Consider the following 25,824-nt stretch of genomic DNA (forward strand, 5'->3'; position numbering starts at 1 on the left):
GATAATTCCGGTTAGGCAGTGCAAATAAAGACGGCGAAGTAGGGGTGCGCTTCGCCGGTAACGTCAACATGCTGCTTACAGCTATTTCTCCATTAGTAGAGTGCCTGCTCTTCCTGAACGACTTCACGCAGAAGCTCTAAAAAAAGCTTGTCAGCTTCAGAGTGCTCAGTGGGGTCTTCGGGAATATGGACGCTCGTAGTGTCGGAGATTTCGTTGGCAATTTTGGCCATTACGGCAGGGCTGTTGCCTTCGACTAGCTGCTGTCGTGCAATCGCTAGGGATTGTTCTAAGATTTTTGGGTCTTGGAGCAGCTTGCGAATAAAATCGCGTAGTTCATTAATAATACGTGTTTTTTGAATTTCTGATGCGGACATTGGAGTTCTCCTTAAGACCGCGCTTGAGGGATGTTCAAGCGAGACCAATGAATGCTTTGACCATAGCACTTTTTTTACAGCTGAGCATGGGTTCCTGGAAGCATTGGATGCAGTCTATTGGCTTTTACTAGCACACTGTTCCAGTAAGGTTGCTTCCTGGACGTATGTTTCCAGTACCCTTGCGCTTTAAAGGCTCAGGCGCCCAGCCTTGTGTTTGACAGGGTTGGCGTATTGTTCCAACCAATAAGGCCGCAACGCTTCAGGTATGCTAGCCAGCCGAGCGTTAAAGCGCTCTCTGTCTTGACGCGTTATCGTTTTGCGGGCGATCAGTTCTGGTGATTCGCCTAGGGCTTCCAGTGCTAAATAATGGCTAGGAAACAGGCGATAGCCACCGATCACTTGGCGATCAATCTCTGCTGCCACTTCATCCGGCGTTGCCATATCAGCGCCTACTGGGCTACCAAAACGCAGTTGCACCCGACCTTTAGAGCCGGTGATTCCTGACACAATAGAACGAATATCTTCGAATTCGCTTTTCGCGTAGCTTCCTTCGGTAGCGATATCGTGGAGTTCCTGAGCTTTCTGATGGTCGCAAGGGTCGTATTCGTAGCTAATTGATACCGGCACCAGTTTCAACTCGGCAATGGCGTCACCGAATACCATATCCCGGTCAGCGTTGCGTCTGGCCATGGTCAGCATTTTGATGATGGCGGGATCGGTGCGATCAATGCCATTTTTAGCACGACCCTCTCGCTGCGCCATCCAAATAGAGTGCTGATCAACAGTAATTGAGTGACGAATATAGGCTGATAACTGCTGATATGCCGCCAGCATCGCACGCTTGCCTCGGGCGCTGCGCGGTACAATAAAACTTTTGTTTAACCGCATCAGATCGGTGACGTAAGGCTTTTTCAGGAGGTTGTCTCCGATCGCAATACGTACTGTATCGCGACCAGCCAGATAAAGCGCATAGTTCACAAAGGCGGGGTCTAGCGATATATCGCGATGGTTGCCTATAAACAGGTAAGCGCTGTTGTTATCGAGCTTATCAAGCCCGGAGACTTCGAAGGCATCCGTGGTGGTGCGAATCATGCGCTCCATATAGCTGGCGATACGCATCTGGAAGTCATATACGGATGTAACGCCCTTTACTTCACGACGGACGGCATGGCCTGCTAAAGCGCGGGCGATGGGGGGCGCCCACTTGGCCATGCGCGGGAGCCTGAACTGAGTCAATGCATTTAAAAGCTCGCTATCATGTGATAGGCGCTCAAGAACATTGGCCACTTCATGATCCATATAGGGGCGAATGTCAGCCCAGGGGTCGTTGGCGGTGTCGGCGTTAAGTGCGTTGTTGTGATGAGTCATGCGATCCGTTGGATATAGGCAGAAATAAACAGTTTATATCAGCAGGCTAACGGCTGAATTAAGCGTCTGGCTGCGTAGCAGCTTCGCGCTGAGCTTCACCACCCAGCCACTCGATTAGGCGAGGAATATCGTCAGAAAGTGCCTGCGCCATCAAAATAAAATCAGTTTCTAAGCGAGCAAGTGCATCATCGCCATCATCTGCGTGATCAGCTTCCTCTATTAATGCATCGCCAAAACGCAATGATTTCAGCGCTAAATCATCATGCAGAACAAAGCTTAAACGACCTTCCAGGCTAACTGCGAGCTTGCTGGCTTGACGTCCGCTTTCAAGCAATTGCTGGATCTCGTCGCTGTCTAGATCAACTTGGCGAGCACGCAGCACGCCATCATCGCCTTTGGCTTTTAACTCAACCTGATCCCCTAACACAAGGTCGGCAGGGCGGCTTTCCGCTTCGCCCAGCCATTGCGTCATCGCACGGATAGGCAGTGTTTGTGATGTGAGCGGCGTGACTTTCAAGCTGCCCAACGTTTCACGTAGTAGATCCAGCACGTCTTCTGCCCGTGTACGAGAGCTGGCATTGACGCCAATTAATTGACGGCGCGTATCCCACCATAAATCGATTTTCTGACTGCGAACAAATGCGCGGGGCATTAGTTCCTCAGTGACTTGCTCTTTCAGCGCCGTTTTTTCTTTGCGCGTTACCTTGCGCCCTTCGCTGGCTTCGATATCAGCGACTTTATCGTCCACTTCCTCTTTTACTACAGACGCAGGAAGCAAGCGCTCTTGGCGCAGGGCTGAAAGTAGTCGGTGGCCTTGGATTTCATGCAGCCGCTGACCACCACCTAGTCGTCCTGCCGGGGCTGTCCACCCTAAACGACGCGCATCCGCACTGCCTAGCGGCTTGGCTGCATGCTCGTCGAGTGCATTCGCTAGTGTATCGCTATCAAGCTCAGGGGCGCCGTGAAGGCGGTATAAATGTAGGTGCTTAAACCACATGTCACCAATCCTATTAAAAAGGTGGCACATTATGGCGAAACCAAGCCTTTCCTACCAGCGCCTTAGGGGATTGCCTTGTTGTTGCACTGGTTTAAAACTTGTGTTTGATTTGAGAGGTTTTGTGAATGGTTAACAGATTTTTAAAAATGGGGGTGTTATGTCTACAGCAATATCCAGTGTTGCACTGCGAGTACGTGGTTACCATTTAGACGGCTACGGTCACGTCAACAACGCGCGCTATCTTGAATTTATGGAAGAGGGGCGCTGGGCTTTTTTTGATGACCATCCGAGCCTGATAAATCAACTTCATAAGGCAGGCCGAGCGTTTGTCGTGGTTAATCTGAATATTGATTATCGAGCAGCCGCTGTTCAGAACGATGATTTGCAGGTTATGACCGGCATAGTAGATGTGGGTGATCGTAGCGCGATTTGCCATCATCGAATTGTGCGTCAAGACGGCGTACTGGTTGCTCAGGCAGATTTGACCTTTGTGCTGCTAGATACGAAGGCAAATAAGGCTGCTCCTATTGAAGGAGACGTGCGAGAGGTGTTTGAGGGGCTTGTGGTCGATAAAGGCGCCTTTTTAGCGTAAAGCGTAATGCCGTTGCCACTGACTGCCCATGGTGCTTATGCAGTGGTATGATGGTGCTGACTCTGCGCGCCGCCTTGGTGTGGTATCAAGGGCGGCTTTTTTAAGCGCTTTCAACTCTCGCAGTGCCAATGCAGTGCAAAGGATCTGACTTTCATGGGTGACATCGCCAGAGAAATCTTGCCCGTCAATATTGAAGACGAGCTTAAACAGTCGTACCTCGACTACGCGATGAGTGTCATTATTGGTCGCGCTCTTCCCGATGTGCGTGACGGCCTCAAGCCTGTTCACCGGCGCGTGCTTTTTGCCATGCACGAGCTGAGCAACGATTGGAATAAACCGTACAAGAAGTCGGCGCGTGTCGTCGGCGATGTCATCGGTAAATACCATCCGCACGGTGACAGTGCGGTCTATGACACTATCGTTCGTATGGCCCAGCACTTTTCCATGCGTCACGTACTGGTGGATGGTCAGGGTAACTTTGGTTCTATTGACGGTGATAACGCGGCCGCCATGCGTTACACCGAAGTGCGTATGGCACGCCTTGCCCACGAGCTGCTAGCTGACCTGGAAAAAGATACCGTTGATTGGGTCGATAACTACGACGGCACCGAGCGCATTCCAGCCGTGCTGCCAACCAAAGTTCCTAACCTGTTAATCAATGGGTCATCAGGGATTGCGGTGGGCATGGCGACCAATATTCCGCCCCATAACATGCGGGAAATAATTGATGGTTGTCTGGCGTTAATTGATGATTACACGCTCACCGTTGATGACCTCATGCAGTACATTCCAGGGCCGGATTTCCCTACCGGGGGCATTATCAACGGTCGCGCGGGTATTTTAGACGCCTACCGCACCGGGCGCGGGCGTATCTATGTGCGTGCCTGCCACACGATTGAGCATGATGATAAGAGTGGTCGAGATCACATTATTATCACTGAACTGCCTTACCAGGTGAATAAAGCGCGATTGATCGAGAAAATCGCTGAGCTGGTAAAAGAGAAGAAAATCGAGGGTATTGCTGAACTCCGCGATGAGTCGGATAAAGACGGCCTGCGCGTAGTGATCGAGATCAAACGCGGCGAATCGGGTGATGTCGTCGTCAACAACTTGTTTGCGCAAACACAATTGCAAAATGTGTTTGGGATTAACATGGTGGCGCTGGAAAATGGTCAGCCGCGCACTCTGAACATAAAAGAGATGCTTGAGGCGTTTATTCGCCACCGCCGTGAAGTTGTTACTCGCCGTACCTTGTATGAATTGAAAAAAGCCCGTGAGCGTGGTCATTTGTTGGAAGGTTTGGCAGTTGCCATCTCCAACATTGATGAAGTGATCGAGCTGATTAAGGCATCTCCCAATGCCTCTGAAGCGCGTGAAAAATTGTTGGCTAAAACGTGGAAGCCTGGACAGGTTACCGCGATGCTGGAACGCGCTGGCGCAACCTCATGCAAGCCTGAAGAGCTAGATGAAGGGTTTGGTCTAAATACGGCGGCGACGGAATATCGACTGTCGCCCGCGCAGGCTCAAGCAATTCTAGAGCTTCGTCTGCATCGCCTAACGGGTCTTGAAACCGAGAAGCTGTTAGACGAATACCTGTCGATTCTTGAGAAAATCGCGGAATTTACGACCATCCTGGCTTCTCCAGATCGTCTGATGGAAGTGATCCGAGAAGAGCTGCATGCTGTACGTGAGCAGTATGGCGATGACCGCCGTACGGAAATTCAGGCGAGCCACCTTGATTTGTCGATTGAAGATCTCATCGCTGAAGAAGATATGGTGGTCACTGTTTCCCGCTCAGGCTACGCCAAGACTCAGCCGTTGTCTGATTACCAGGCTCAGCGCCGTGGTGGACGAGGTAAATCAGCCACTGCGATGAAAGATGAAGACGTTATTGAACACCTGCTGGTCGCATCTACCCATGACACTGTGCTGCTGTTCTCTAACAGGGGTAAGGTGTATTGGCTGAAAGTGTATGAGATGCCCAACGCCAGTCGTGGCTCTCGGGGCAAGCCACTGGTCAATATGCTACCGCTTGAAGAAGGCGAAGCCGTCAACGCCATTTTGCCAGTGCGTGATTACGATCCTGAGCACTACATTTTCTTTGCCACGGCGAAAGGTACCGTTAAACGCACCAGTCTTGAGCAATTCTCTCGCCCACGTAGTGTCGGCTTGATTGCTATTGATTTGGAAGAGGGCGACCGCTTGGTGGGGGCTGCTATTACGTCTGGCTCTGATCACGCCATGCTGCTTTCCTCTAACGGTAAGGCTATCCGCTTCGAAGAAGGCAATGTGCGCGCCATGGGGCGTACCGCCCGTGGTGTGCGCGGTATGCGTCTGGCGGGGGATGCTGAAGTTATTAGCTTGATCATTCCTAAGAGCCAGCAAATTGACGCTGAAGATGACGCCGATGTAGATGCTGATAGCCAGGTTGTCACGGCCGAGAATGCTCAAGCGGAAGGTCAAATCTATATTCTCACGGCCAGTGAGAATGGCTACGGTAAGCGTACGCGCCTAGAAGAATTTCCGCTGCGTGGTCGTGGTGGGCAGGGTGTTATTGCCATGCAAACCAGCGAACGTAATGGCGCTCTGGTAGCCGCAATGCAAGTCTATGACAGCGATGAAATGATGCTGATCACTGATCGCGGCACCTTGGTGCGCACTCGGGTTGAAGAAGTGTCCACGACCTCGCGAAATACTCAGGGGGTTATGCTGATTCGCCTGGGTAAAGAAGAAAAACTAGTTAAAACTGTCCGTGTGGATGAGCCTGCCGAAGTAGATGAGCTTGAGTCAGATAGTTCAGAAACAGACGTTCTAGACACCGGTGCGATTGATACCGATGTCGTCGATAGCGATGCTGTTGATCCAGGCAAGCCAGATAGCGCTGACGATGGCGAACAGGAACAGGGAACCGATGACACGTCATTATAACTTTTGTGCAGGGCCAGCGGCCCTGCCTGTTGCCGTGCTTGAACGTGCGCGCAACGAACTGCTGGACTTTCAAGGGCGTGGCTTGTCTGTTATGGAGATGAGTCATCGCAGTGATGAGTTTGTCGCTATTGCGGATCGAGCAGAAGCAGACCTGCGTTATTTGCTGGATATTCCCAGTAATTACAAAGTGCTTTTCTTGCAAGGCGGAGCCAGTATGCAGTTTGCGATGCTGCCGATGAACTTGCTTGGACAAGGGGGAAGCGCCAATTTTATCCAAACAGGCATTTGGGGCAAAAAGGCGATTAGTGAAGCCCGGCGGTTAGGGTTTAACTGTAATGTGGCAGCGAGTAGTGAAGATAATGGTCATACGGCGGTGCCGGATGAAAATGCACTGGCGATTAGCAGCGATGCTGCTTACTTGCATTACACCTCAAATGAAACCATCGGTGGTTTAGAGTTCGACTATACGCCAAGGGTGCAGCGCGCAGATGGTGCTGATGTGCCTCTGGTATGCGATATGTCCTCGAACATTCTATCTGGCCCTATCGATGTAACGCAGTTTGGAGTGATTTACGCGGGAGCTCAGAAAAACATTGGCCCGGCTGGCTTAACTCTGGTTGCTATTCGTGATGACTTGCTCGGCAAAGCGCCTAGCTCCATTCCGTCGCTGTTTGACTATCAAATGCTTGCAGACGCAGGCTCTATGGTCAATACGCCGCCAACGTTTGCATGGTACTTGGCTGGCCTTGTTTTCCAGTGGTTAAAAGATGACATCGGTGGCTTAGAGGTGATGGATGACATTAACCAGCGCAAAGCACAGAAGCTTTACGCTGCTATTGATGCCAGTGATTTTTATACTAATCCGATTGCCAGCCGTAACCGTTCCCGCATGAATGTTCCGTTTGTGCTAGCCGATAGCAGTTTAGATAGCGTATTCCTGCAAGAAGCTGACGAGGCGGGGCTTCTTAACCTAAAGGGCCATCGTAGTGTTGGCGGCATGCGTGCGAGTTTATATAACGCGGTGCCTGAAGAGGCCGTTGATGCGCTAATCGCCTTTATGGCGGACTTTGAACAACGAAGAGGCTAACCATCATGTCCGATACGCCGATTAATTTAGACGACTTACGTCAACGTATCGACCAGTTGGATGGCGATATTCTGCGTTTGATTAGTGAGCGCGCCAACTGCGCCCAGCAGGTGGCACACGTTAAACTTGCTCAAGATAAAGACGCCGTATTTTATCGTCCTGAGCGAGAGGCGCAGGTGTTGCGCCGTATTATGTCGTTGAATCAAGGCCCGCTAGATTCAGAAGAGATGGCGAGGCTGTTTCGTGAAATTATGTCGGCGTGTCTTGCGCTGGAGCAGCCGGTCAAAGTTGCCTACTTAGGCCCTGAGGGTACTTTTACCCAGCAGGCCGCGCTTAAACACTTTGGCGAGAGCGCTGTCAGTATGCCGATGGCGGCGATTGATGAAGTCTTTCGTGAAGTAGAGGCAGGCGCCGTTCATTACGGGGTGGTGCCGGTAGAGAATTCTACCGAAGGAGTCGTCAATCATACGCTCGACACCTTTATGGACTCGTCGATCAAGATCTGCGGTGAAGTAGTACTACGCATTCACCACCACCTGCTAATTAGTGAAACCACGCGTCGGGATAAGGTCTCACGCATCTATTCCCACCCGCAATCGTTTGGCCAGTGCCGTAAATGGCTTGATGCTCACTATCCTCATGCTGAGCGGGTGCCTGTTTCCTCTAACGCAGAAGCTGCCAAGCTGGTCAAAACAGAGTGGCACAGTGCAGCAATTGCCGGAGATATGGCGGCCAAACTGTATGGTCTAGAGCGCATTGCCGAAAAGATTGAAGATCGCCCTGATAACTCCACGCGCTTTCTGATTATTGGTAATCAAGATGTGCCGATATCTGGCGAGGATAAAACCTCAATTGTTGTCGCTATGCGTAACCAGCCCGGTGCACTGCATGATCTGTTGGAACCGTTCCATCGTCACCGCATTGATTTAACGCGGATCGAAACACGGCCTTCGCGGACTGGTGTTTGGAATTACGTGTTCTTTATCGATTTCAAAGGGCATCGGGATGAGCCGCAGGTCGCGGCAGTGCTCGAAGAGGTAAGACTACGTGCTTCTGAGCTGCGTGTGCTTGGCTCCTATCCTCTAGGCGTGCTGTGACGGAGTGTGCTGTGCAAGCGTTGGCATCTAGCGCTGGGGTTCGGTCATCTTGCCAAGAGTCGCACCTGCTGATTGTTGGCCTTGGCTTGATCGGGGGGTCGCTGGCCGCCGCGCTACGGCAATCAGGTTTCAAAGGACATATTTCAGCGTGTGACTCCAATGCGTCAGAAATCGCCTTGGGGATTGATTTAGGGTTGATAGACCATGGTGGTTCGCAGCTAGCAGAACTGCTTGATGACGTCTCTATGGTGATTTTGGCCGTACCGGTATTGGCCATGGAGAGTGTGATGGCCACCCTGGCAGATTCGCTTCACCGTGCGTCTAAAAACGTGGTGATTACCGATGTGGGCAGCACGAAAGCGACGATCCGTGACTGTGCTGTGCGTGCCTTTGGGGAGGTGCCCCCTTCAGTGGTGCTAGGTCATCCTATTGCAGGCTCTGAAAAAAGTGGTGTTGCCGCAGCAGATCCCGCCCTCTATATCAATCACAAAGTGATACTAACGCCTGAGCCGAATGTCGACGCAGGAGCGCTTGCGCGGGTTGAGGCGTTGTGGTGTGCCACTGGCGCAGATGTACTGCAAATGAGTGTAGAGCGGCACGACCAAGTGTTGGCGCGTACCAGTCATTTGCCGCATTTGCTGGCATTTTCGTTGGTCGATACGCTGGCACGTCAAGACGAGCGGTTAGAAATTTTTCGCTATGCAGCCGGTGGGTTTCGTGATTTTACCCGAATCGCGGGCAGCGACCCTGTTATGTGGCGAGATATCTTTATTGCCAACCGGGACGCCGTCTTGTCGTCGTTAGATGATTTTGAGGCGGGGCTCGCTCGGTTGCGGAAGGCGGTAGAAGGTGGCGATAGCGATGCCCTTATTGCAACGTTTGATCGTGCCAGTCATGCACGCCATTATTTCGATACGTTATTGAATAAAACCAGCTATCAGGCGGAATATCATATGCAACCACACGGTAAAGTGACTTATCGGGTGCAGCCGGGCGGCCAGGCGCAAGGCCGTCTGCGCGTGCCGGGCGATAAATCAATGTCCCATCGCTCCATTATGCTGGGTGCTCTGGCGGAGGGTGTTACCGAAGTTAAAGGATTTTTAGAGGGTGAGGATAGCCTCGCGACTTTGCAGTCCTTCCGTGAAATGGGTGTTGCCATTGAGGGGCCATATCAGGGGAGAGTTACTATCCATGGCGTAGGGATGCATGGCTTGAAAGCCCCGGCAGGCCCGCTGTACGTGGGTAATTCAGGTACTGCCATGCGCCTGTTTGCGGGATTATTGGCAGGCCAAGCGTTTGATAGTGAGCTAACCGGTGATGAGTCGTTAACCAAACGGCCAATGGGGCGCGTTGCTGACCCTCTGCGCTTGATGGGGGCGACTATCGACACCGCTGAAGGTGGGCGTCCGCCACTTAAAATTAAAGGTGGCGCCGCATTGAAGGGTATTTACTACGACATGCCGATGGCCAGTGCGCAGGTGAAATCCTGCTTGCTATTAGCCGGTATGTACGCCGAAGGTGAAACTCGCGTGCGTGAGCCAGCGCCTACTCGCGATCACACCGAGCGTATGCTTAATGGTTTTGGCTACGAGGTCTCGCGCGAGGGCGATACTTGCTGGCTTCAAGGTGGCGGTAAGCTGACAGCAGGCCCGATAGATGTCCCTTCTGATATTTCTTCTGCCACGTTCTTCCTCGTCGCTGCGGCTATTACGCCAGGGGCTGACATTACCCTTGAGCACGTAGGTATCAACCCTACGCGCGTTGGTGTGATTAACATCCTCAGCCTGATGGGGGCTGACCTAGCGCTTGAAAATGAGCACGAGGTAGGCGGTGAGCCGGTGGCGGATATCCGTATTCGCTATGCGCCTTTAAAAGGGATTGATATCCCGGTTGATCAAGTACCGCTTGCCATTGATGAGTTTCCCGCACTGTTTATCGCTGCTGCTAACGCGCAAGGCAAAACGCGCTTGCGCGGTGCTGAAGAACTGCGGGTCAAAGAGTCTGATCGAATTCAGGCAATGGCCGATGGGCTGGCGATATTAGGCGTTGAGCACACGGTTGTTGAAGATGGTATTGATATTGTTGGCAATGTTGACGATGCTGTGGCGAGCTACGGTGGCGGTCGAATTGATAGTTTAGGTGATCACCGTATTGCCATGGCGTTTGCAATAGCCTCTTTGCGTGCAAGCGATGAGATTATTATTGATGACTGCGCGAATGTGGCTACCTCTTTCCCTGATTTTGTGGCTTTGGCGCAGCGTATCGGAATGCAGGTAAATGTGGAGGGAGCTAATGCCGATTAAAGCCCCTGTGCTAACGATTGACGGGCCGGGTGGTGCAGGTAAAGGCACCATCAGTGGGCTGGTCGCTGAACGTCTGGGGTGGCACCTATTAGATAGTGGGGCGCTTTATCGGCTTACTGCTCAGGCAGCTTTAAAGCATGACGTGGCCTTGGATGACGAAGTGTCGTTGGCGTTGGTTGCCACACAGCTGGATGTTGCCTTCCCAGTGCTTGATGGGCAGCCTCGCACGCTTTTGGAAGGTGAAGACGTTTCCCGAGCGATACGCACAGAGCAGGCTGGTGAGCGCGCATCCCGTGTGGCGGCTCTACCGCAAGTTCGTGAAGCATTGCTTCAGCGTCAGCGAGATTTTCAACAACCGCCAGGCCTAGTAGCCGACGGCCGTGATATGGGAACCGTCGTGTTTCCTCATGCGCCATTAAAAATTTTTCTGACTGCAAGTGCGCAGGAGCGGGCTCGGCGTAGGCATCTACAGTTGCAGGAAGCCGGGGTGGATGCTAGTCTATCGAGTCTTTTAAAGGAGATTCAGGCACGCGATGCACGCGATACGCAGCGCAGTGTGGCTCCTCTCAAGCCGGCAGATGATGCCATAACGCTTGATACCACATGCCTGAGCATACCGGAAGTGGTTGATCAGTTGACCGAATTACTAGACCAACGTGGCATAGTAGGCGGCATTTGATTCTCCCTTGCGGCGTTTTTGGAAAGGTGTCACGACGTGGCAGGGCGATAACTCCATATCAGAGAGCCCGGTCAGGTCTAACCAGCGCTAACACCTCCAGAAGCTGAATGACATTAGGCCCGTACTTGCTGGTGGTACGGAGAAGGCATTTATGCCTCAACAACGTTGATCACGTAGGAAAACCATGAGCGAAAGCTTTGCTGAACTGTTTGAACAGTCTCTTAACGACATCAACATGGAGCCAGGCGCAATTGTCGCGGCTCAGGTTGTCGACATTGACGGTGACTGGGTTACCGTTAACGCTGGTCTGAAATCTGAAGGTCAGATCCCTGCGTCACAATTCCGCGATGAGAACGGTGAACTGACCATCGCTATCGGTGACGACGTGCACGTTGCACTTGAAGCCGTAGAAGATGGTTTTGGTGAAACGCGTCTGTCCCGTGAAAAAGCCAAGCGCGCAGAAGCTTGGAAGATTCTGGAAGCAGCCTTCGAGAAAGACGAAGTCGTCAAGGGCGTGATCAACGGTAAGGTCAAAGGCGGCTTCACCGTCGACGTCGACTCTATCCGTGCCTTCTTGCCGGGCTCTCTGGTTGACGTTCGTCCGGTTCGTGACACTGCGCACCTGGAAAACAAAGAGCTAGACTTCAAAGTCATCAAGCTTGACCCGAAGCGCAACAACGTCGTTGTTTCGCGTCGTGCCGTGCTGGAAGCTGAAAACAGTGCTGAGCGTGAAGCACTGCTGGCAACCCTGCAGGAAGGTCAGCAAATCAAAGGTATCGTTAAGAACCTGACTGATTACGGTGCCTTCGTTGATTTAGGCGGCGTTGATGGCCTGCTGCACATCACTGATATGGCGTGGAAGCGCATTAAGCATCCGTCTGAAATCGTTGCTGTTGGCGACGAGATCAACGTCAAAGTGTTGAAGTTTGACCGTGAGCGTAACCGCGTATCTCTAGGTCTTAAGCAGCTGGGTGAAGATCCTTGGGTCAACATCAAAGACCGTTACCCGGAAGGCACCAAAGTGCACGCAGTCGTCACTAATCTGACTGACTACGGCTGCTTTGCTGAGCTGGAAGAGGGCGTCGAAGGTCTGGTTCACGTTTCAGAAATGGACTGGACTAACAAGAACATCCATCCGTCTAAAGTTGTCCAAGTGGGCGATGATGTTGACGTTATGGTTCTTGATATCGATGAAGAGCGTCGTCGTATTTCTCTGGGCATCAAGCAGTGTACTGCTAATCCTTGGGAAACTTTCAACGCTGAATACAACAAGGGCGACCGTGTTTCAGGTACTATCAAGTCAATCACTGACTTTGGTATCTTCATCGGCCTTGAAGGCGGTATTGATGGTCTGGTTCACCTGTCTGATATCTCTTGGACAGAAACTGGCGAAGAAGCCGTCCGTAACTTCAAGAAAGGTGACGAAGCTGAAGCCGTTATTCTTTCAATCGATCCTGAGCGTGAGCGTATCTCCTTAGGTATTAAGCAAATGGATTCCGATCCAGTAGCTGAATATCTGTCGGTTAACGACAAAGGCAGCATCGTTACAGGCCGTATCGTAGAAGTTGATGCCAAAGAAGCACACGTTGAGCTAGCGACGGATGTTATTGCTATCCTCAAGGCGTCTGAAATCAGTGCTGATCGCATTGAAGATGCCCGTAACGTGCTGAATGAAGGCGATAGCATTGAAGCGCGTATCGTAAGCGTTGATCGTAAGAGTCGTCAGATCAATCTGTCGGTTAAAGCGAAAGAGCAAGATGATACTCGTCAAAATCTGAAGAAGCTGCGTGATCAAGAGCCGGAAGCAGGTGGTCCGACCACTATCGGTGATCTAATCAAACAGCAGATGGGCCAAGACTAATTAAGTAGTTGATAGCCCAGAAAAACGCCGCCCTAATGGGCGGCGTTTTTTATGAATTTGTATGATGTGAAATAGATCACTAGCCTATGTTTGACTTGCGTATAAAGCTAGTTTTTATAGTTCCAACTAAGCAATAAAAATTGATTAGTATTTAAGCTAAAGTCAACTAGACTATTGTCAGCTGGCGCATTTAAAGCAATAATGTGCGCGCATCCTGAACTCGTGCGTATTGAGTTGGTAGATTGATTAACTCACGCAGTCAAACCTATGCTAAAAGGAATCCCCATGTCGTTATTAAATGAGTATATTCAAAAGGAACAGCAGCTAAAACAACTACAAGAAGACTTACAGCGCTTGGAAGGTGATCAGCGCTTGAAAAGCGAGCTTGAATTTAAAGCTAAGCTTGAAGCGTTAATGAACGAGTTTGGTAAGCGCCCTTCTGATGTTATTGCATTGCTGGACCCTAACGCGGATCAGCGTGGATCCAAAGGTGCTGCGGCATCCTCTACGCGTCGTAAGCGTCGTCTGAAGATTTATAAGAACCCGCATACTGGTGAAGTGATTGAAACCCGCGGCGGTAATCATAAAGGCCTGCGTAGCTGGAAAGATGAGCATGGTGATGAGGCTGTCGAATCCTGGCTAGAGCGTATGGAAGACTGAGTCGTTTTAAACCGGCATTTCTAACAAGAAGTGCCGGTTTTGGTTTAATGAAAGCGGATAAAAACTATTCAGGCTGGCTAGGCAGATAAAGGTATTCGTAGCTCAATATGATCTGGATGCCATAATACTTGCGGTGCATCACCGCTGATATTTAAACGATTTTTTTCATCCATTAATGCCACTAGCGTTTCAGACATTACATAAGATAATTGTGAAATGTTATCGAAGTATATTTTTGCATAGTAGCGTGAAGGAATGTCTACCCGACGGTAGTTGACTGGCAGTGCTAGATATTCGGCAGTATCTCTATTTTCTAGATAGAGCCCGATATCAGTTCTAGTGTGGTTCGGTGCAGGTTCTTCTACAGCGGCCGTCACTTTCTCTGTTAAAAGGTCTGGCAATACCATGGTTGGGGTAGATGTCTCTAGTTGGGCTTGTAGGTGCTCTAAATGGTTAGCGTGATACTTTGTGTTGCCTAGCCCATGAATGTGGTCTGGTGCTTGGTACAAGCGCATTAAAACCACATGTGCGGGACGGTTTTTTTCAATGCTGATTGTGAATTTTTTGTCAGGTCTGTTCAGAAGATACAGGCTGCTTACCACTTGGCGATATTCGCGGGGTGACAGCCGATAGCGGCGCTGAAATGCGCGTGAGAAAGAAGAGTGATTAGTATATCCACAACGAATAGCGATTTGCGCTATATTTTGTGAGGTGAGTGAAAGCAAGACAGCGGCTCGCTCAAGACGCCTTTTTTCACGGTAAGCACTAGGTGAAATGTTGAAGCAGTGGCGGAACTGCCGGCGTATTTGTGATGCTGAGTATCCTAAGTGGTTAGCAAGGTCTTCGATTCCAAGCGGTTTATCGAGAGTGTCTTGCAGCCAGATCTCAGCTCGCATCATTGCATTGAACATTATCTGGCCTCCTATGCTTAAGTCGTACAGGTCGCGCTACTCATCTCACCTGTAATGCACCATCCCGGTGCTTGCGTTGCTAGTGATCTAATAGGCGATTAACATTGCTGCTTGCCTACTAGATGAATTTGCCGCTATATGCGCCACCTTAGGTTGCTTAACTGGGCGTTTTTGCTCTGCCAGTAGGAGCATCCTGTTTTATATCGGGAGCAGCTTATTTATTACTAAGCTGTGATGCCTTTATGCTGGGAAGATAGAGCAAAGGCAAGTTTGCTCAGAGGCTTTACGCGTTTGGGCACAGTTTTGTCGGAAAAAGGTCTGTTTCAGCAGACTTGTCATCCATTTCAAGTAAGGTGTAAATGAAACATCGATGAAATATCAAAAGGTTCAAAAACAGCTAGATGAGCGTGAAAAACTACGTAAGTTTCGTGAGTTGGATGATGCCTTCGCGCAAGCGCTGCGCCAGTTAGAAGATCCTAACAGCGATTTCAATATTCCAACGGGACCGCCAGTACGTTCAATTGCGGCGTTGGAAGCTGACGATCAAGCTGCAGACGAAGTGGCACATTCGCATGAGCAAGAGCGCTTGTTTGATCAACGTTTAAAAGTGCTGATTGGCGAATATGATTTGTCGGAGCGAGATGTAAGCGAGGTCGTACACGCGCTGCTGGAGTCTAAGCAGTGGAAGCTTGATGGCGTGCCTGTAGCAGGTAGATAATGCGACGTTATGAGGTGAGGTAGCTCGCTAGCGATACCGATAGATGCGTAAGCTAGGTAAATATACGTCATCTTCGAGTTTTTCGTCGCGCCGCTTAGCTCTTGTGCGAGTCGTTGGAGGCGTTTCTGCTGGGGCTTTGAGATGTGGTAATCGTCCTTCATTTGCAGGCACAATTAGCGGCATTGCAATATTAAGTGCTCGTCGCGTGTGTCCATCCGCAAGCGGTTCGACAAAAAACAGATTTGCGCGCATTAAAGGGGCTTGGGTTTGCACCTGCGCCAATATTTCTCCACTTGGAATGCTGGCGAGCTTGCGTAGTTGTATGCGGATATGTGGTGCATCACTGTCTAGCTGTAATAATTTTTGCTCAGCCTCTTGAACACTAACGCGTTTGATTGAGCGACCGCTGCTATACCACGCTAGCCTAACTCTAGACACCGGCGCAGGGGCAATGGGGAGTTGTCGCCAGCACTGTTTTAGATGGAGTCTTGCAAATCCGCTTTTACGCAGTATGTCGTCGATATGGGGATGACGGTTTGGTAAACGAGACTTAGCGTCGCTCAACGCGTTTGGATGAGACTGCTTAATGCGCGCGAGTAAGTCGCTGATATTTGCCTTTGCGTGGTTAATTTGATGACACGCTGCTAATAAATCATCGTTAGCGGCGATGACTGCGATGTAGTTACGCGTTTCGCGGCCATCCTGTCCCTGCTGATGCCACATGTCCAGTAGTGCATCCCGCAACCAAATAGGCTCGCTAACGTCATGATGAAACCGCCAAGTAGGTGGTGGGTTAAATTCGTATAGCGCTGCAGCCCGCTCAATGGTAGCTACCAGTTGATCAAAGTGGGCATCAAGCTCATGCAGTAGATGATATAGAGGCAGCGTGGCGTCAGTCATGTTGGGCGAGCCTTTAAGAAAGAGGTGTGTCTCTATCTGCTTGAGCAAGCAGGGTATCTAAGTCTGCCTCATCCATGGCGGATTCACCTGCAATGCGATGCGACTCTTCCGCCCAAGCGCCCAAATCAAGCAGTTGGCAACGTTTGCTACAAAAAGGGCGATAAGTACTTTCTGGCCCCCAGATAACTTTCTTGCCACATTGGGGGCAAGCAACCTCTAGCGGTGAATCATTTGCCGGTGTGGGCATGACAAACTCCTGTTTCAAAAGTGCGTCTCAAGTACGTCGTTAAGTGCACTCGGCGCGATAACGAAGATCCAGTTGGATGACCTGGCGCATCATATTCGCATGGTCACCACTGTTGTCGATGACATCATTGCCTTTAGCAAGGCGTTCTTCGCGTGGAAGTTGGGCGGCGAGGATAGCACGCACCTGGGATTCACTCACCCCATCACGGGCAAGTGTGCGTGATAATTGCAGCGATTCGGGCACATCGATGACTAACGTACGATTGACCAGCTTATCTTGACCAGACTCAAAAAGCAGAGGAGACACTAATAATACATAAGGCGACTGCGCCTGCAGACGGTCCAGATGCAAAAGAAGGCGTTCGCGTATCTTGGGATGAGTGACAGACTCTAACCACTGCCGTTGTGCAGGATCTTCAAAAATGATGGTACGCAGTGCTGATCTATTCAGTGTTCCGTCGGAGTTCAATACGTCTGTGCCAAAGTGTTCGGCAATAGCAGCTAGTGCGGGTTCGCCAACGGCAACGACTTCTCTAGCGACATCATCGGCATCTACCCAGCCAATCCCCAGTTCTCCAAACGCACGGGCAACAGTAGACTTTCCCGAACCTATACCACCTGTCAGTCCAATGATCATGCATGCTCCTAAAAAAAATTGAATTAAAACCGACATTAGGCTTAATACAGCAACGACGTATAGAGTGTCATTAACTCGTTGCCTACAAGTAGGCAAATCCAGCCCGCCAGCGCAAGAAAGGGACCAAAGGGGAGAGGTTGGCCACGTAACTGGGGAGAAATAGCTTGAGCGGCTAATCCTATGATTGCGCCAATACCCGCAGATAAAATAATCAGTAGCGGCAACATGCTCCAACCCACCCAAGCGCCAAGGGCAGCGAGTAACTTGAAATCCCCAAATCCCATGCCTTCTTTGCCTGTTATGAGCTTAAATAGCCAGTAAAAGCTCCATAACACAACATAGCCCGCCATTGCGCCGATAACAGCGCCAGGGAGCAGCAGGGGTTGAAAGAGCAATTGGTAAGCTAAGCCAGCCCATAACAACGGTAGGGTCAACATATCAGGGAGTAAATAGGCACGAAAGTCGATCACTGCCAAAGCCAGTAGCGTTATACAAGCACCATAGATAAACATTGCGCTTAGCGTCGGGCCATGCAAGGCCACAACCACGATTGCAAGTATTCCGCCCATCAGCTCTACGAATGGATACTGTACACTGATGGAGGTTTGGCAATGAGCGCATTTCCCCCTTCTTTTTAGCCAGCCTATTAAGGGTAGGTTATTGTGCCAAGCAATTGGGTGTTCGCAGCGTGGACACATTGACCTTGGAGTAGCAAGGTTAAAGCGGGGGGATGTTTCTTCGGCCAGCTCAAGGGAGGCACGTGCTTCATTGCGCCAGCGGCGCATCAGCATAACGGGTAAACGGGTGATGACAACGTTAAGAAAACTGCCAAAGCAGAGGCCGATTAGTAAAGCAAAAAAGAGGTAAAAGCTTGGTGATAAACCCATGGTATTCCAATTGTTGGGGAAGTGCTTGTTGAGGAAGTGCGTATGAACGGTTTATTTATAGTGCGGTGCCAATTTCAAAAATAGGCAAATACATGGAGACTACAACGCCGCCCACTAGCGCGCCAAGGACAACGATAATAATCGGTTCCATTAACGAGGTCAGGGCGTCTACTTTATTATCCACTTCTTCTTCGTAGTAATCGGCTACTCGGTTAAGCATGGCATCCAGTGAGCCGGCTTCCTCACCAATACTCACCATTTGAACTGCCAGCGCTGGAAAGCGGTTGGTCATACGCATGGCGAAATGCAGCTGTTGTCCGGTAGTTACATCTTGGCGCACTTCATTAATAGCTCTGATGTACACGCGATTATCCGCGGCACCTGCGGCAGTTTCGAGCCCCTCAATTAGTGGCACGCCAGAAGTAAAGGTAGTCGCTAAAGTGCGTGTAAATCGTGAGACAGCCGATTTGTGTAAAATATCGCCAAGGATAGGCAGGTGAAGCATCAGGCTGTCTAACCGATAAGCGACGCGTGGTGAGCGTCGCGCTGCAGTTTTCAGCAGCATGATACTGCCGATTAGTGTACCCGTTGCTTGTAACCAGTACTTTTGGGCCATGTCCGATAAGTTAACCGTAAACTGAGTGAGCGCTGGCAGTTCTGCGCCAAAACCTTGAAACATGCTCTCAAATTCAGGCACGACTTTGATGAGTAGCAGCATGGTAACGGCAATACCAATGATCATCACCGTAGTGGGGTACCAGAGTGCTTTTTTGACACGATTTTTGAGTGATTCAACTTTCTCTTTATAACTGGCTACCCGCTCCAGCATCTGGTCAAGCGCACCAGCCTGCTCACCCGCGTCGACTAGGCTAACAAACAGGCGGTCAAACTGTTTGGGGTGTTTTGCCATGGCGCTGGAAAGGCTATCACCCGAAGAGACGTCTTCCATGATTTGCTGGGTTAGTGCTGCCATCGCGGGTTTTTTTAGGCTTTCAGAAACGGCTTGTAACGCCTGAAGAATAGGGATACCTGCTCGTACCATAGTGGCCATTTGCCGTGCAAAAATCATGATATCGACGTTGGTTACCTTGCTGCGACCACTAAAGCTGCTGCGTTTTTGGACTTTTGTGGCGACGATACGCTGCTTAGCCAGTTGTTCAATGATTTCCGGCTTGGTGCGGCCAATCAGCTCGCCTCGCATAGCTCGGTCTTGTGGCCCTTTGCCTTCCCACTTCCAACGGTGTAGCGGCGTTGGCTTGGTGCGATATGCTTTAGCGTTGGCCATGGCGCGTTACTCCTTACTGATGCGGTTAACTTCTTCCAGACTAGTGCTGCCATCCAGCACACGACGTAGGCAACGCTGATAAAGACTAGGGTAACCTTCGCGGCGCGCTTGTTGGTCTATATCCAGCGCATCGCCATCGCGCATAATCAGTTGGCGCATAGCATCAGTAATAGGCACCACTTCATAGATACCAATACGACCTTTATAGCCCTGTGTGCACTGTTTACAGCCGACCGCTGAATAAATCGTGCCGTTGCGAATGTCCTGTTGGCTAAAGCCAGCCTGATGCAGCGCTTCGTTAGGAATCTTAGCGGGTGTTTTGCATAGGTCGCATAGCTTGCGTGCCAAGCGCTGGGCAATGATCAAACTAACGGAGCTTGCGATGTTATACGATGCGATGCCCATATTCGCTAAACGGGTTAGCGTTTCAGCGGCGGAGTTAGTGTGTACGGTAGATAGCACTAAGTGGCCTGTTTGGGCTGCCTTTACGGCAATTTCGGCGGTTTCCAAGTCGCGAATTTCGCCCACCATGACGACATCAGGGTCTTGGCGTAAAAAGGCGCGCAGAGCGCTGGCGAAGTTCAGACCGATTTTAGGGAGAACGTTCACCTGATTGACCCCCGGCACTTTAATTTCTACCGGGTCCTCGGCGGTGCAGATATTGCGTTCAATTTGGTTAAGAATGTTGATACCTGTATAAAGCGTCACTGTTTTACCGCTCCCCGTAGGCCCGGTAACCAGAATCATTCCTTGAGGCTTCTTAAGCGCGTGTTCATAAACGGCCTGCTGTTCAGGGCTAAAGCCTAGCTGCTCGATAGCGAGTTGAGCAGAGGCAGGATCTAGCAAACGCAGTACTATTTTTTCACCAAACACGGTGGGCAGTGAGTTCACTCGAAAATCAATTGAGCGTGTGCGTGAAAGCTGCAGCTTGATTGCACCATCCTGAGGCAGGCGCCGCTCAGAGATATCCAACCGAGACATGATTTTTACACGTGCCGCGATGCGGTGCCGCAGCGCAAAAGGTGGGCGAGCAATTTCAAGCAGCATGCCATCAATACGAAAGCGCACCCGGTACTGGGTTTCATAGGGCTCAAAGTGAATATCGGAAGCGCCGCGACTGATAGCATCTAGCAGTATTTTATTGACGAATTTAACGACGGGGGCATCTTCGCTATCTGTTACTGCCTTGTCTAATGTCGCCTCATCTTCGTCAAGCTGAACAATACTCAACGCGCTGACCGCATCATCTACGTTTTCCAGTTCATCTAGCATGCTGCGCTCATTTTGCGCTAGATACTGCGTTAGAGTGTTTTTAAGTTGATCAGCGGGAGCCAGTACTCCATCTACACTTAGCCCGGTAGCAAATTGAAGTTCATTCAGTTGGGTTAGCGTAGCGGGGTAGGGTACAGCGACAGTAAGGCGGTGCCCGTGGCGTGCCAGGGGAAGAACATCTAGACGCTCTAATATTTTAACGGGGTAGTCGCTGGCGGGTGGTAGCGCGTTTATACGAATGGCATCTAGGTCAACGACCGGTAAACCATACTCCCAAGCAGCGGCCAGCGCTGCTGCGCCTGATTCTACTAGCCCACTATCGACCACGTGCTGTAACAGCGACACGTCAAGCTCTGTTGCTGTGCTTTCCGCGACATTCGCCTGGGCTTCGGTCAGCACGCCATGTTCTATCAGCCGTTTAGCGATACCGTGCAGGCCGCTATGCATGGCCGCCTTGCTCAGCGCCGGCCTGGGGGTTAAATCGTTCATGGCTAAACTCAATCATGTTTATTTTATTTTTTGTGTTAAATATTAATTATTATTAATGGTCAACGGAAATGTAACGGTGAGCTTGCTATAGTTGGTTAAATATAGCATTGAGAAGCTGTTGGTGTTGTTAAATATTGTGGCATTGATTTGTTTAACACACTTTCGGTCTTCATGTTATTGAAGAGGAAGTTTAATAATACAAAGGAGAAGTGTTATGGATAAAAGATTTTTTAAAATAACTACAATTCACAAACAGAGTGGTTTTACTCTCATTGAACTGATGGTAGTCATTGCTATTATCGGCATCTTGGCTGCCATCGGCGTGCCCAAGTATGGAAGCTACTTGGACCGCTCAGAGGCTTCAGCATGTGTTGGAGAACTCAACTCATATCGAACACTTTCAATCGCGGAAGCGTCTCTCGGAGAGGGCGCGCCTGAATTCAGCTTTCAGTCATGTGCTGATAGCACTGATGTTGAGGAGCTGTTCAATGTATTTGCAGGCGCTGAAGATAACCAATCATTAGAAGCTATTGAAGTTTCAACTCAGGATCGTCAGGAAACTGTGTATGTATCTGGAAGCGGGATAATTTCTATGACTTCCGAGGAATAGTGTACAGCGCCTTAAAATCTAACCATTAGCTTTGGTCGTTGTGCCAGCTAATGGTTTTTTTGTATCTGCAGGCTTTTGCCCGTATTTTTAATATTGTTCAATCTTCACACTGCCTGCGCATTTGCTCTCTATACTCAATGCTCCTGGTCATAAGGAGCCGATAATGAAATCAATTTCTCTTAGCGCTTGCCTGTTAGTTTGCACCCTGTTGTGGCAAGTGGCGGCAGTCGCACAGCCAGCACACGCACCCGCCCATGGTGCTAGAGACAGCAGCCCACATTCCGAGCGCCAGCGTGGCGGGCAGGATATAGGCCGACATGAGCGTCGCCATCGCGACGAACGCGTTGTAGATCTTCCTCGTATCAACGAACGTGAACTGCTTCGTCTCTTGCGGCAATACGATGCGCCACGTGCCCAGCCATTGCCGCCGGGTATTCAGCGCAACTTAGAACGCGGTAAACCCCTTCCTCCGGGAATTGCAAAACGCTTTGATGGTCCGTTGGCATCTCAGCTTCCCCAGTATCCCGGCTACGAATGGGAGCGCGTAGGGGCCGATGTCGTACTCATTGAGGCGGCTACCCGTATCGTTGTCGATGTGCTGGTGGATGCACTTCGTTAAGGATTGTTTCGCATGGCGTCATGGTAATGCCATGCGTCACCGCTTAAGCTGAGCTTATTTCAGGCAATGTGAAACCATCAAGTAAGGAGCGTTAATGACGGCTTACACCCTAGAAGAGCGGCTGGCGCTGGCAGTGCGTATTGCGGAGGAGGCAGGCGATATGATTCGCCGCGCCCGCGAACAGCAAGACTTCAGTCAACGTTTAAAAGCCGGCATTGAGCTGGTTACCGATGTTGATGTGGCAGTTGATACGCTAATTAGCCAGCGCCTGGAGGAGCATTTTCCTGGTGAAGCGAGGCTGAGTGAAGAACTAAGCCCTGAGCGTGCGCTGCATACCCCCGCCGAGCAGCTGTGGGTGGTAGATCCTATCGATGGAACCGTCAACTTTGCCCAAGGCCTGCGCCATGTGGCGGTGTCGATTGGCTGGATAGAGAACGGCATCGGTAAAGTAGGCGTGGTTCACGCGCCTTTCTTGGGTGATACCTTCAGTGCCGCGCAAGGATTAGGTGCGTACTGCAATCAGCAACCAATCAAACCGAGTGATGCTGATACGCTTGAAAGCACTCTGGTGGCTACCGGTTTTCCCTACGATAAACAGGCTCGCAAACAGCTTCTACCACGTTTGGAAGCCGTGTTGGTGAACTGTCAGGATGTTCGTCGCAATGGCGCAGCTGCGATTGACCTCTGTGATGTCGCCTGCGGCCGCTTAGACGCGTATTACGAAAGCGTTTCACCATGGGACTTTGTCGCGGGTTGGGTCATTGCTCGCGAAGCAGGCGCGAAAGTAGGCCACTTAACTGAGGTACCTGACGGCGTGCCAGTTGACCTCTACCCAGAGCAACTGCTCGTCACAACGCCCAAGGTATATGATGCCATGGCATCGCTACTTAAGAGCATCGATTAAGTGCAAGCGGCAACCAATTGAAAAGAAAGCGCAAAAAGAGCTTTTCATTTGGTTAAGAAAGCGCTAGTATACGCACCGTCTTGAGGCAAACGATGTTGGTTAACATTCGTTGCCAATCCAAGATATCGGAGTGTGGCGCAGCTTGGTAGCGCGTTGCAATGGGGTTGCAAAGGTCGCAGGTTCGAATCCTGTCACTCCGACCAAAGAATTCAAGGACTTGTAGGTTATCAAAAGCTAACAGCTCTCTAGCTAATATCTAATGATCCTGCCTTAGTCCGCAATTGGCCCTTTCGGTATGACACCTCGTCACGCTGAAAGGGTTTTTCTGTATTAACGACAACGGTCTATGTAAACACGCATTAGTTGTTTGCGATCACTGGATTGGAGTAGTTTTTCCACATAAGCATCCAAGGCCGGGATAAGATCGTGGTAGTATAAGCTTTGGCCATCTTCGCTTGCACGGTCAATTGCTAGATCCAGCCAATTCCGCACACCCGGTTCATCCTTATACATTACCCTTACCGCTGCGCAGGCTACATAATCATCGACGGTTGTAGGGGAGCGCATTGAATATATAGCCATTGGCACAATCAAGAAAAAAGCCCATACTGCCCCAAATTTGAAAACTTTCTGCAACAACATTTTAAGAGCCATTCCTTTCTACTCTGGTGTGTTGTCAAAACCTCAGAGCGAATTGTGCATGTGTTTTTTTCTATAGTGTTCGATATTTGCGTATATGTCACGAGAGTGTAAGCAAAAATGATGGTATAAACCCTGCAACAGTTTGATCGAAGACAGCTTATACGAGATTTTAAATTGATTATTTCAGTTCAAACGGCAGAGAAACAACTTCACTCCCTCATCGAGAAGGCGCTTGCAGGGGAAGAGATCAATATCACGTTGGATGGAAAATCTTACGTTCAGCTTGTGCCCTTCAAGGTAATCGACGGCGCTAAACAGCTGTATGGTTGCATGAAAGGCGAGATTGATTATGTTGAGGGATGGGATGCTCCGCTCGATGGCATGAATAACTGAGCCTCTGCTCTTGGCTCTTGATAGCACTAGAGCAGAGGTTGTTGAGGTCTTCAGTATTTGAATGGCGGTTTTGCTTTGGCGGGACGATTCAAAGCATCTAGAGCGTTGCGGATGTGGTCTGCCGTTAAGTGGCCGTAGTGCTCTATGGTCGTTGCAATATCTCTATGCCCCATTAGCTTCATAACAGTCATCAAATCGGCCCCTGACATAATGAGCTGGGATGCAAAATTGTGGCGCAGCGTATATAGGTCAAGGTTTTCATCTAACCCCCCAAATTTTTTGACAGCTGCCCAAGGATGTCGTCCTAGGGCACTGGCAGATAAGCGGCGGCCGGTTTTAGGTGACGGAAAGACATAGCCAGTTCTTTGCCGCCCGTTTTGCTCCCACCAAGCCTGCAAAACCTCCAAGAGTGGTTCCGAAATAGGGAAGCTGGTTGGTCGTATGCTGTGGTGTGCTGTTTTCTCAATGACCTTGGTAATAATTTGTGTTTCAAAATTTACGTTCTCCCAGCGTAATCCATAGACATCACCTGGACGAAAACCAGCATGGTAGATAACGAGAATTGCCGGAACCACATAGTCGACATAGGTCAGATGATCCCAGTCGGGAAGGTGACGGTTAGATTTTTTCGCACGTGAACGTCGCCGCATGTCCTTCCGGTCTTGGGTATAGATGGCAAGCCCCCTAAAGAGTCCGTCGATTTCTCTGTCCGTTAAAGCACGGCGGGAGCGGATAGCATCAATACCTTGATCATCCCCAGCGACTGGTCTCTTAAGCCTTACATTCTTGATTGGGTTCTCATGTATGAATTTTTCTTCAACTGCGATGTTAAGCATATTTTGAAGCACATCGTAGGAACGTTTGATGGTGAGAAACGCTAAGCCTGTTTTTTCAAGCTCATGGTGCCACCTAGTTACGTCAGCCTTGCTGAGTTCAGGCATGCGTTTCTGATACCAGGGCTTAAAATGACGATCAAGTCTTTCAAGGTCTTCGTTGCCTCGTTTCATACGCTCTTTGTGTGGCCGATAAACGGTATCAAGGAATACTTTGATAATCGTTGCATCCTGCAGGCGTTGTTGTTCTTCGATATGCTTTTGAGCCTTGATGGCGGCATCTTCTTCGAGCCTAGGCTCTATTCCTTTGGCCAGTCCCAGCGACATTTTTTTTGCGATTTCTCTGGCTTCGTCAGCAGATACAGATGGGTATCGGCCAATCTTCATGACCGGCCGCTTGGAAGTCAGTTTTGAGCGGTAGCGAAACGAGAACGTTATGAGGTCACGTCTGTAAATTGTGCACATAAAACCACTAATTGAATCGCCCCGGATATTTTAGACACCCGTTAGGCTCTTAAAGTAACGCCTTTCA

General features: G+C 50.2%; 25 protein-coding genes and 1 tRNA gene. 14 read left to right on the plus strand and 12 right to left on the minus strand.

Features of this window, described 5'->3' with window-relative positions:
* Positions 1 to 92 precede the first annotated feature (92 nt).
* The 3 genes from JFC11_RS12575 to JFC11_RS12585 form a co-directional block, all read right to left on the minus strand.
* Positions 93 to 374 (minus strand): hypothetical protein, encoded by a 282-nt coding sequence (locus JFC11_RS12575; protein ID WP_038484684.1) that lies wholly within the window; start codon positions 372 to 374, stop codon positions 93 to 95.
* A gap of 186 nt (positions 375 to 560) precedes the next feature.
* The gene (locus JFC11_RS12580; protein WP_038484681.1) at positions 561 to 1,742 is read right to left on the minus strand and encodes a 1-acyl-sn-glycerol-3-phosphate acyltransferase; all 1,182 of its coding nucleotides are present in this window, start codon (positions 1,740 to 1,742) and stop codon (positions 561 to 563) included.
* Positions 1,743 to 1,800: 58 nt separating this feature from the next.
* Positions 1,801 to 2,739 carry a recombination-associated protein RdgC gene (locus JFC11_RS12585; protein WP_120386907.1) on the minus strand — a complete coding sequence of 313 codons (939 nt, stop codon included), beginning with the start codon at positions 2,737 to 2,739 and terminating at the stop codon, positions 1,801 to 1,803.
* Between the two features lie 157 nt (positions 2,740 to 2,896).
* Here JFC11_RS12585 and JFC11_RS12590 point away from each other — a divergent pair, with 157 nt between their 5' ends.
* From JFC11_RS12590 to JFC11_RS12625, 8 genes are all read left to right on the plus strand, one after another.
* Entirely contained in the window at positions 2,897 to 3,331 is a 435-nt protein-coding gene (locus tag JFC11_RS12590; RefSeq protein WP_038484676.1) for an acyl-CoA thioesterase, read from the plus strand.
* 153 nt (positions 3,332 to 3,484) lie between these two features.
* Positions 3,485 to 6,259 (plus strand): DNA gyrase subunit A, encoded by a 2,775-nt coding sequence (gyrA, locus tag JFC11_RS12595; protein ID WP_038484673.1) that lies wholly within the window; start codon positions 3,485 to 3,487, stop codon positions 6,257 to 6,259.
* The gene (serC, locus tag JFC11_RS12600) at positions 6,243 to 7,346 is read left to right on the plus strand and encodes a 3-phosphoserine/phosphohydroxythreonine transaminase (RefSeq protein ID WP_038484670.1); all 1,104 of its coding nucleotides are present in this window, start codon (positions 6,243 to 6,245) and stop codon (positions 7,344 to 7,346) included. Before gyrA ends, serC begins: the two co-directional genes overlap by 17 nt.
* A gap of 5 nt (positions 7,347 to 7,351) precedes the next feature.
* On the plus strand, positions 7,352 to 8,443 hold the full coding sequence (pheA, locus tag JFC11_RS12605) for a prephenate dehydratase (protein ID WP_038484667.1): 1,092 nt from the start codon (positions 7,352 to 7,354) through the stop codon (positions 8,441 to 8,443).
* Positions 8,444 to 8,454: 11 nt separating this feature from the next.
* Positions 8,455 to 10,746 (plus strand): bifunctional prephenate dehydrogenase/3-phosphoshikimate 1-carboxyvinyltransferase, encoded by a 2,292-nt coding sequence (locus JFC11_RS12610; RefSeq protein WP_198349676.1) that lies wholly within the window; start codon positions 8,455 to 8,457, stop codon positions 10,744 to 10,746.
* Positions 10,736 to 11,425, plus strand: a complete 690-nt coding sequence (gene cmk, locus JFC11_RS12615) for a (d)CMP kinase (protein WP_198349677.1) — start codon at positions 10,736 to 10,738, stop codon at positions 11,423 to 11,425. The genes JFC11_RS12610 and cmk overlap by 11 nt, the downstream gene beginning before the upstream one ends.
* A gap of 184 nt (positions 11,426 to 11,609) precedes the next feature.
* Positions 11,610 to 13,286 carry a 30S ribosomal protein S1 gene (gene rpsA / locus JFC11_RS12620; RefSeq protein ID WP_009724761.1) on the plus strand — a complete coding sequence of 559 codons (1,677 nt, stop codon included), beginning with the start codon at positions 11,610 to 11,612 and terminating at the stop codon, positions 13,284 to 13,286.
* A 285-nt stretch (positions 13,287 to 13,571) separates the two neighbouring features.
* Positions 13,572 to 13,946, plus strand: a complete 375-nt coding sequence (locus JFC11_RS12625) for a histone-like nucleoid-structuring protein, MvaT/MvaU family (protein WP_009724762.1) — start codon at positions 13,572 to 13,574, stop codon at positions 13,944 to 13,946.
* A gap of 77 nt (positions 13,947 to 14,023) precedes the next feature.
* On the opposite strand, the gene JFC11_RS12630 is transcribed toward JFC11_RS12625, so the two are convergent.
* Positions 14,024 to 14,857: a helix-turn-helix transcriptional regulator gene (locus tag JFC11_RS12630; protein ID WP_038484659.1), complete on the minus strand. Its 834-nt coding sequence runs from the start codon at positions 14,855 to 14,857 to the stop codon at positions 14,024 to 14,026.
* Between the two features lie 370 nt (positions 14,858 to 15,227).
* Here JFC11_RS12630 and JFC11_RS12635 point away from each other — a divergent pair, with 370 nt between their 5' ends.
* Positions 15,228 to 15,575, plus strand: a complete 348-nt coding sequence (locus tag JFC11_RS12635) for a hypothetical protein (protein WP_198349678.1) — start codon at positions 15,228 to 15,230, stop codon at positions 15,573 to 15,575.
* 27 nt (positions 15,576 to 15,602) lie between these two features.
* Here the strand turns inward: JFC11_RS12635 and JFC11_RS12640 are convergent, their stop codons facing one another.
* The 6 genes from JFC11_RS12640 to pilB are packed head-to-tail and all read right to left on the minus strand — an operon-like array spanning position 15,603 to position 21,291.
* Positions 15,603 to 16,475, minus strand: a complete 873-nt coding sequence (locus JFC11_RS12640; RefSeq protein ID WP_038484653.1) for a DNA replication terminus site-binding protein — start codon at positions 16,473 to 16,475, stop codon at positions 15,603 to 15,605.
* Between the two features lie 13 nt (positions 16,476 to 16,488).
* Positions 16,489 to 16,722, minus strand: coding sequence for a DNA gyrase inhibitor YacG (yacG, locus tag JFC11_RS12645; RefSeq protein ID WP_038484650.1), 234 nt, complete (start codon positions 16,720 to 16,722; stop codon positions 16,489 to 16,491).
* Between the two features lie 39 nt (positions 16,723 to 16,761).
* Positions 16,762 to 17,358, minus strand: a complete 597-nt coding sequence (coaE, locus tag JFC11_RS12650) for a dephospho-CoA kinase (RefSeq protein WP_038484647.1) — start codon at positions 17,356 to 17,358, stop codon at positions 16,762 to 16,764.
* Positions 17,359 to 17,399: 41 nt separating this feature from the next.
* Positions 17,400 to 18,245 carry a prepilin peptidase gene (locus tag JFC11_RS12655; RefSeq protein ID WP_198349679.1) on the minus strand — a complete coding sequence of 282 codons (846 nt, stop codon included), beginning with the start codon at positions 18,243 to 18,245 and terminating at the stop codon, positions 17,400 to 17,402.
* Positions 18,246 to 18,300: 55 nt separating this feature from the next.
* On the minus strand, positions 18,301 to 19,530 hold the full coding sequence (locus JFC11_RS12660; RefSeq protein ID WP_198349680.1) for a type II secretion system F family protein: 1,230 nt from the start codon (positions 19,528 to 19,530) through the stop codon (positions 18,301 to 18,303).
* Between the two features lie 6 nt (positions 19,531 to 19,536).
* On the minus strand, positions 19,537 to 21,291 hold the full coding sequence (gene pilB / locus JFC11_RS12665) for a type IV-A pilus assembly ATPase PilB (RefSeq protein ID WP_198349681.1): 1,755 nt from the start codon (positions 21,289 to 21,291) through the stop codon (positions 19,537 to 19,539).
* 214 nt (positions 21,292 to 21,505) lie between these two features.
* Between pilB and JFC11_RS19110 the strand changes: the two genes are divergently transcribed.
* From JFC11_RS19110 to JFC11_RS12685, 4 genes are all read left to right on the plus strand, one after another.
* A complete protein-coding gene (locus JFC11_RS19110) occupies positions 21,506 to 21,901 on the plus strand; it encodes a prepilin-type N-terminal cleavage/methylation domain-containing protein (RefSeq protein ID WP_269769445.1) in 396 nt (131 codons plus the stop codon).
* Positions 21,902 to 22,064: 163 nt separating this feature from the next.
* Positions 22,065 to 22,520 (plus strand): anti-virulence regulator CigR family protein, encoded by a 456-nt coding sequence (locus tag JFC11_RS12675; RefSeq protein WP_198349682.1) that lies wholly within the window; start codon positions 22,065 to 22,067, stop codon positions 22,518 to 22,520.
* A 94-nt stretch (positions 22,521 to 22,614) separates the two neighbouring features.
* A complete protein-coding gene (locus JFC11_RS12680) occupies positions 22,615 to 23,424 on the plus strand; it encodes an inositol monophosphatase family protein (RefSeq protein WP_198349683.1) in 810 nt (269 codons plus the stop codon).
* A 126-nt stretch (positions 23,425 to 23,550) separates the two neighbouring features.
* Positions 23,551 to 23,627 (plus strand) — tRNA-Pro (locus JFC11_RS12685).
* A 127-nt stretch (positions 23,628 to 23,754) separates the two neighbouring features.
* On the opposite strand, the gene JFC11_RS12690 is transcribed toward JFC11_RS12685, so the two are convergent.
* Entirely contained in the window at positions 23,755 to 24,066 is a 312-nt protein-coding gene (locus JFC11_RS12690) for a hypothetical protein (protein WP_198349684.1), read from the minus strand.
* Positions 24,067 to 24,240: 174 nt separating this feature from the next.
* Between JFC11_RS12690 and JFC11_RS12695 the strand changes: the two genes are divergently transcribed.
* On the plus strand, positions 24,241 to 24,459 hold the full coding sequence (locus tag JFC11_RS12695; RefSeq protein WP_198349685.1) for a type II toxin-antitoxin system Phd/YefM family antitoxin: 219 nt from the start codon (positions 24,241 to 24,243) through the stop codon (positions 24,457 to 24,459).
* Positions 24,460 to 24,509: 50 nt separating this feature from the next.
* Here JFC11_RS12695 and JFC11_RS12700 read toward each other — a convergent pair whose 3' ends face one another.
* Positions 24,510 to 25,757: a site-specific integrase gene (locus JFC11_RS12700; RefSeq protein ID WP_198349686.1), complete on the minus strand. Its 1,248-nt coding sequence runs from the start codon at positions 25,755 to 25,757 to the stop codon at positions 24,510 to 24,512.
* Between the last annotated feature and the right edge of the window lie 67 nt (positions 25,758 to 25,824).

Origin of the sequence: Vreelandella alkaliphila, assembly GCF_016107625.1 — a bacterium.
GTDB classification, from domain to species: Bacteria; Pseudomonadota; Gammaproteobacteria; order Pseudomonadales; family Halomonadaceae; genus Vreelandella; species Vreelandella alkaliphila.

Coding starts and splice junctions, on each gene's coding strand:
- JFC11_RS12625 (WP_009724762.1), top strand. CDS start 13,572: ATGTCGTTATTAAATGAGTATATTCAAAAGGAACAGCAGCTAAAACAA.
- JFC11_RS12585 (WP_120386907.1), bottom strand. CDS start 2,739: ATGTGGTTTAAGCACCTACATTTATACCGCCTTCACGGCGCCCCTGAG.
- JFC11_RS12680 (WP_198349683.1), top strand. CDS start 22,615: ATGACGGCTTACACCCTAGAAGAGCGGCTGGCGCTGGCAGTGCGTATT.
- JFC11_RS12575 (WP_038484684.1), bottom strand. CDS start 374: ATGTCCGCATCAGAAATTCAAAAAACACGTATTATTAATGAACTACGC.
- JFC11_RS12630 (WP_038484659.1), bottom strand. CDS start 14,857: ATGTTCAATGCAATGATGCGAGCTGAGATCTGGCTGCAAGACACTCTC.
- JFC11_RS12640 (WP_038484653.1), bottom strand. CDS start 16,475: ATGACTGACGCCACGCTGCCTCTATATCATCTACTGCATGAGCTTGAT.
- JFC11_RS12660 (WP_198349680.1), bottom strand. CDS start 19,530: ATGGCCAACGCTAAAGCATATCGCACCAAGCCAACGCCGCTACACCGT.
- coaE (WP_038484647.1), bottom strand. CDS start 17,358: ATGATCATTGGACTGACAGGTGGTATAGGTTCGGGAAAGTCTACTGTT.
- JFC11_RS12655 (WP_198349679.1), bottom strand. CDS start 18,245: ATGGGTTTATCACCAAGCTTTTACCTCTTTTTTGCTTTACTAATCGGC.
- JFC11_RS12690 (WP_198349684.1), bottom strand. CDS start 24,066: ATGTTGTTGCAGAAAGTTTTCAAATTTGGGGCAGTATGGGCTTTTTTC.
- JFC11_RS19110 (WP_269769445.1), top strand. CDS start 21,506: ATGGATAAAAGATTTTTTAAAATAACTACAATTCACAAACAGAGTGGT.
- JFC11_RS12580 (WP_038484681.1), bottom strand. CDS start 1,742: ATGACTCATCACAACAACGCACTTAACGCCGACACCGCCAACGACCCC.
- JFC11_RS12700 (WP_198349686.1), bottom strand. CDS start 25,757: ATGTGCACAATTTACAGACGTGACCTCATAACGTTCTCGTTTCGCTAC.
- cmk (WP_198349677.1), top strand. CDS start 10,736: ATGCCGATTAAAGCCCCTGTGCTAACGATTGACGGGCCGGGTGGTGCA.
- pheA (WP_038484667.1), top strand. CDS start 7,352: ATGTCCGATACGCCGATTAATTTAGACGACTTACGTCAACGTATCGAC.
- pilB (WP_198349681.1), bottom strand. CDS start 21,291: ATGAACGATTTAACCCCCAGGCCGGCGCTGAGCAAGGCGGCCATGCAT.
- yacG (WP_038484650.1), bottom strand. CDS start 16,722: ATGCCCACACCGGCAAATGATTCACCGCTAGAGGTTGCTTGCCCCCAA.
- rpsA (WP_009724761.1), top strand. CDS start 11,610: ATGAGCGAAAGCTTTGCTGAACTGTTTGAACAGTCTCTTAACGACATC.
- JFC11_RS12635 (WP_198349678.1), top strand. CDS start 15,228: ATGAAATATCAAAAGGTTCAAAAACAGCTAGATGAGCGTGAAAAACTA.
- serC (WP_038484670.1), top strand. CDS start 6,243: ATGACACGTCATTATAACTTTTGTGCAGGGCCAGCGGCCCTGCCTGTT.
- JFC11_RS12590 (WP_038484676.1), top strand. CDS start 2,897: ATGTCTACAGCAATATCCAGTGTTGCACTGCGAGTACGTGGTTACCAT.
- JFC11_RS12675 (WP_198349682.1), top strand. CDS start 22,065: ATGAAATCAATTTCTCTTAGCGCTTGCCTGTTAGTTTGCACCCTGTTG.
- gyrA (WP_038484673.1), top strand. CDS start 3,485: ATGGGTGACATCGCCAGAGAAATCTTGCCCGTCAATATTGAAGACGAG.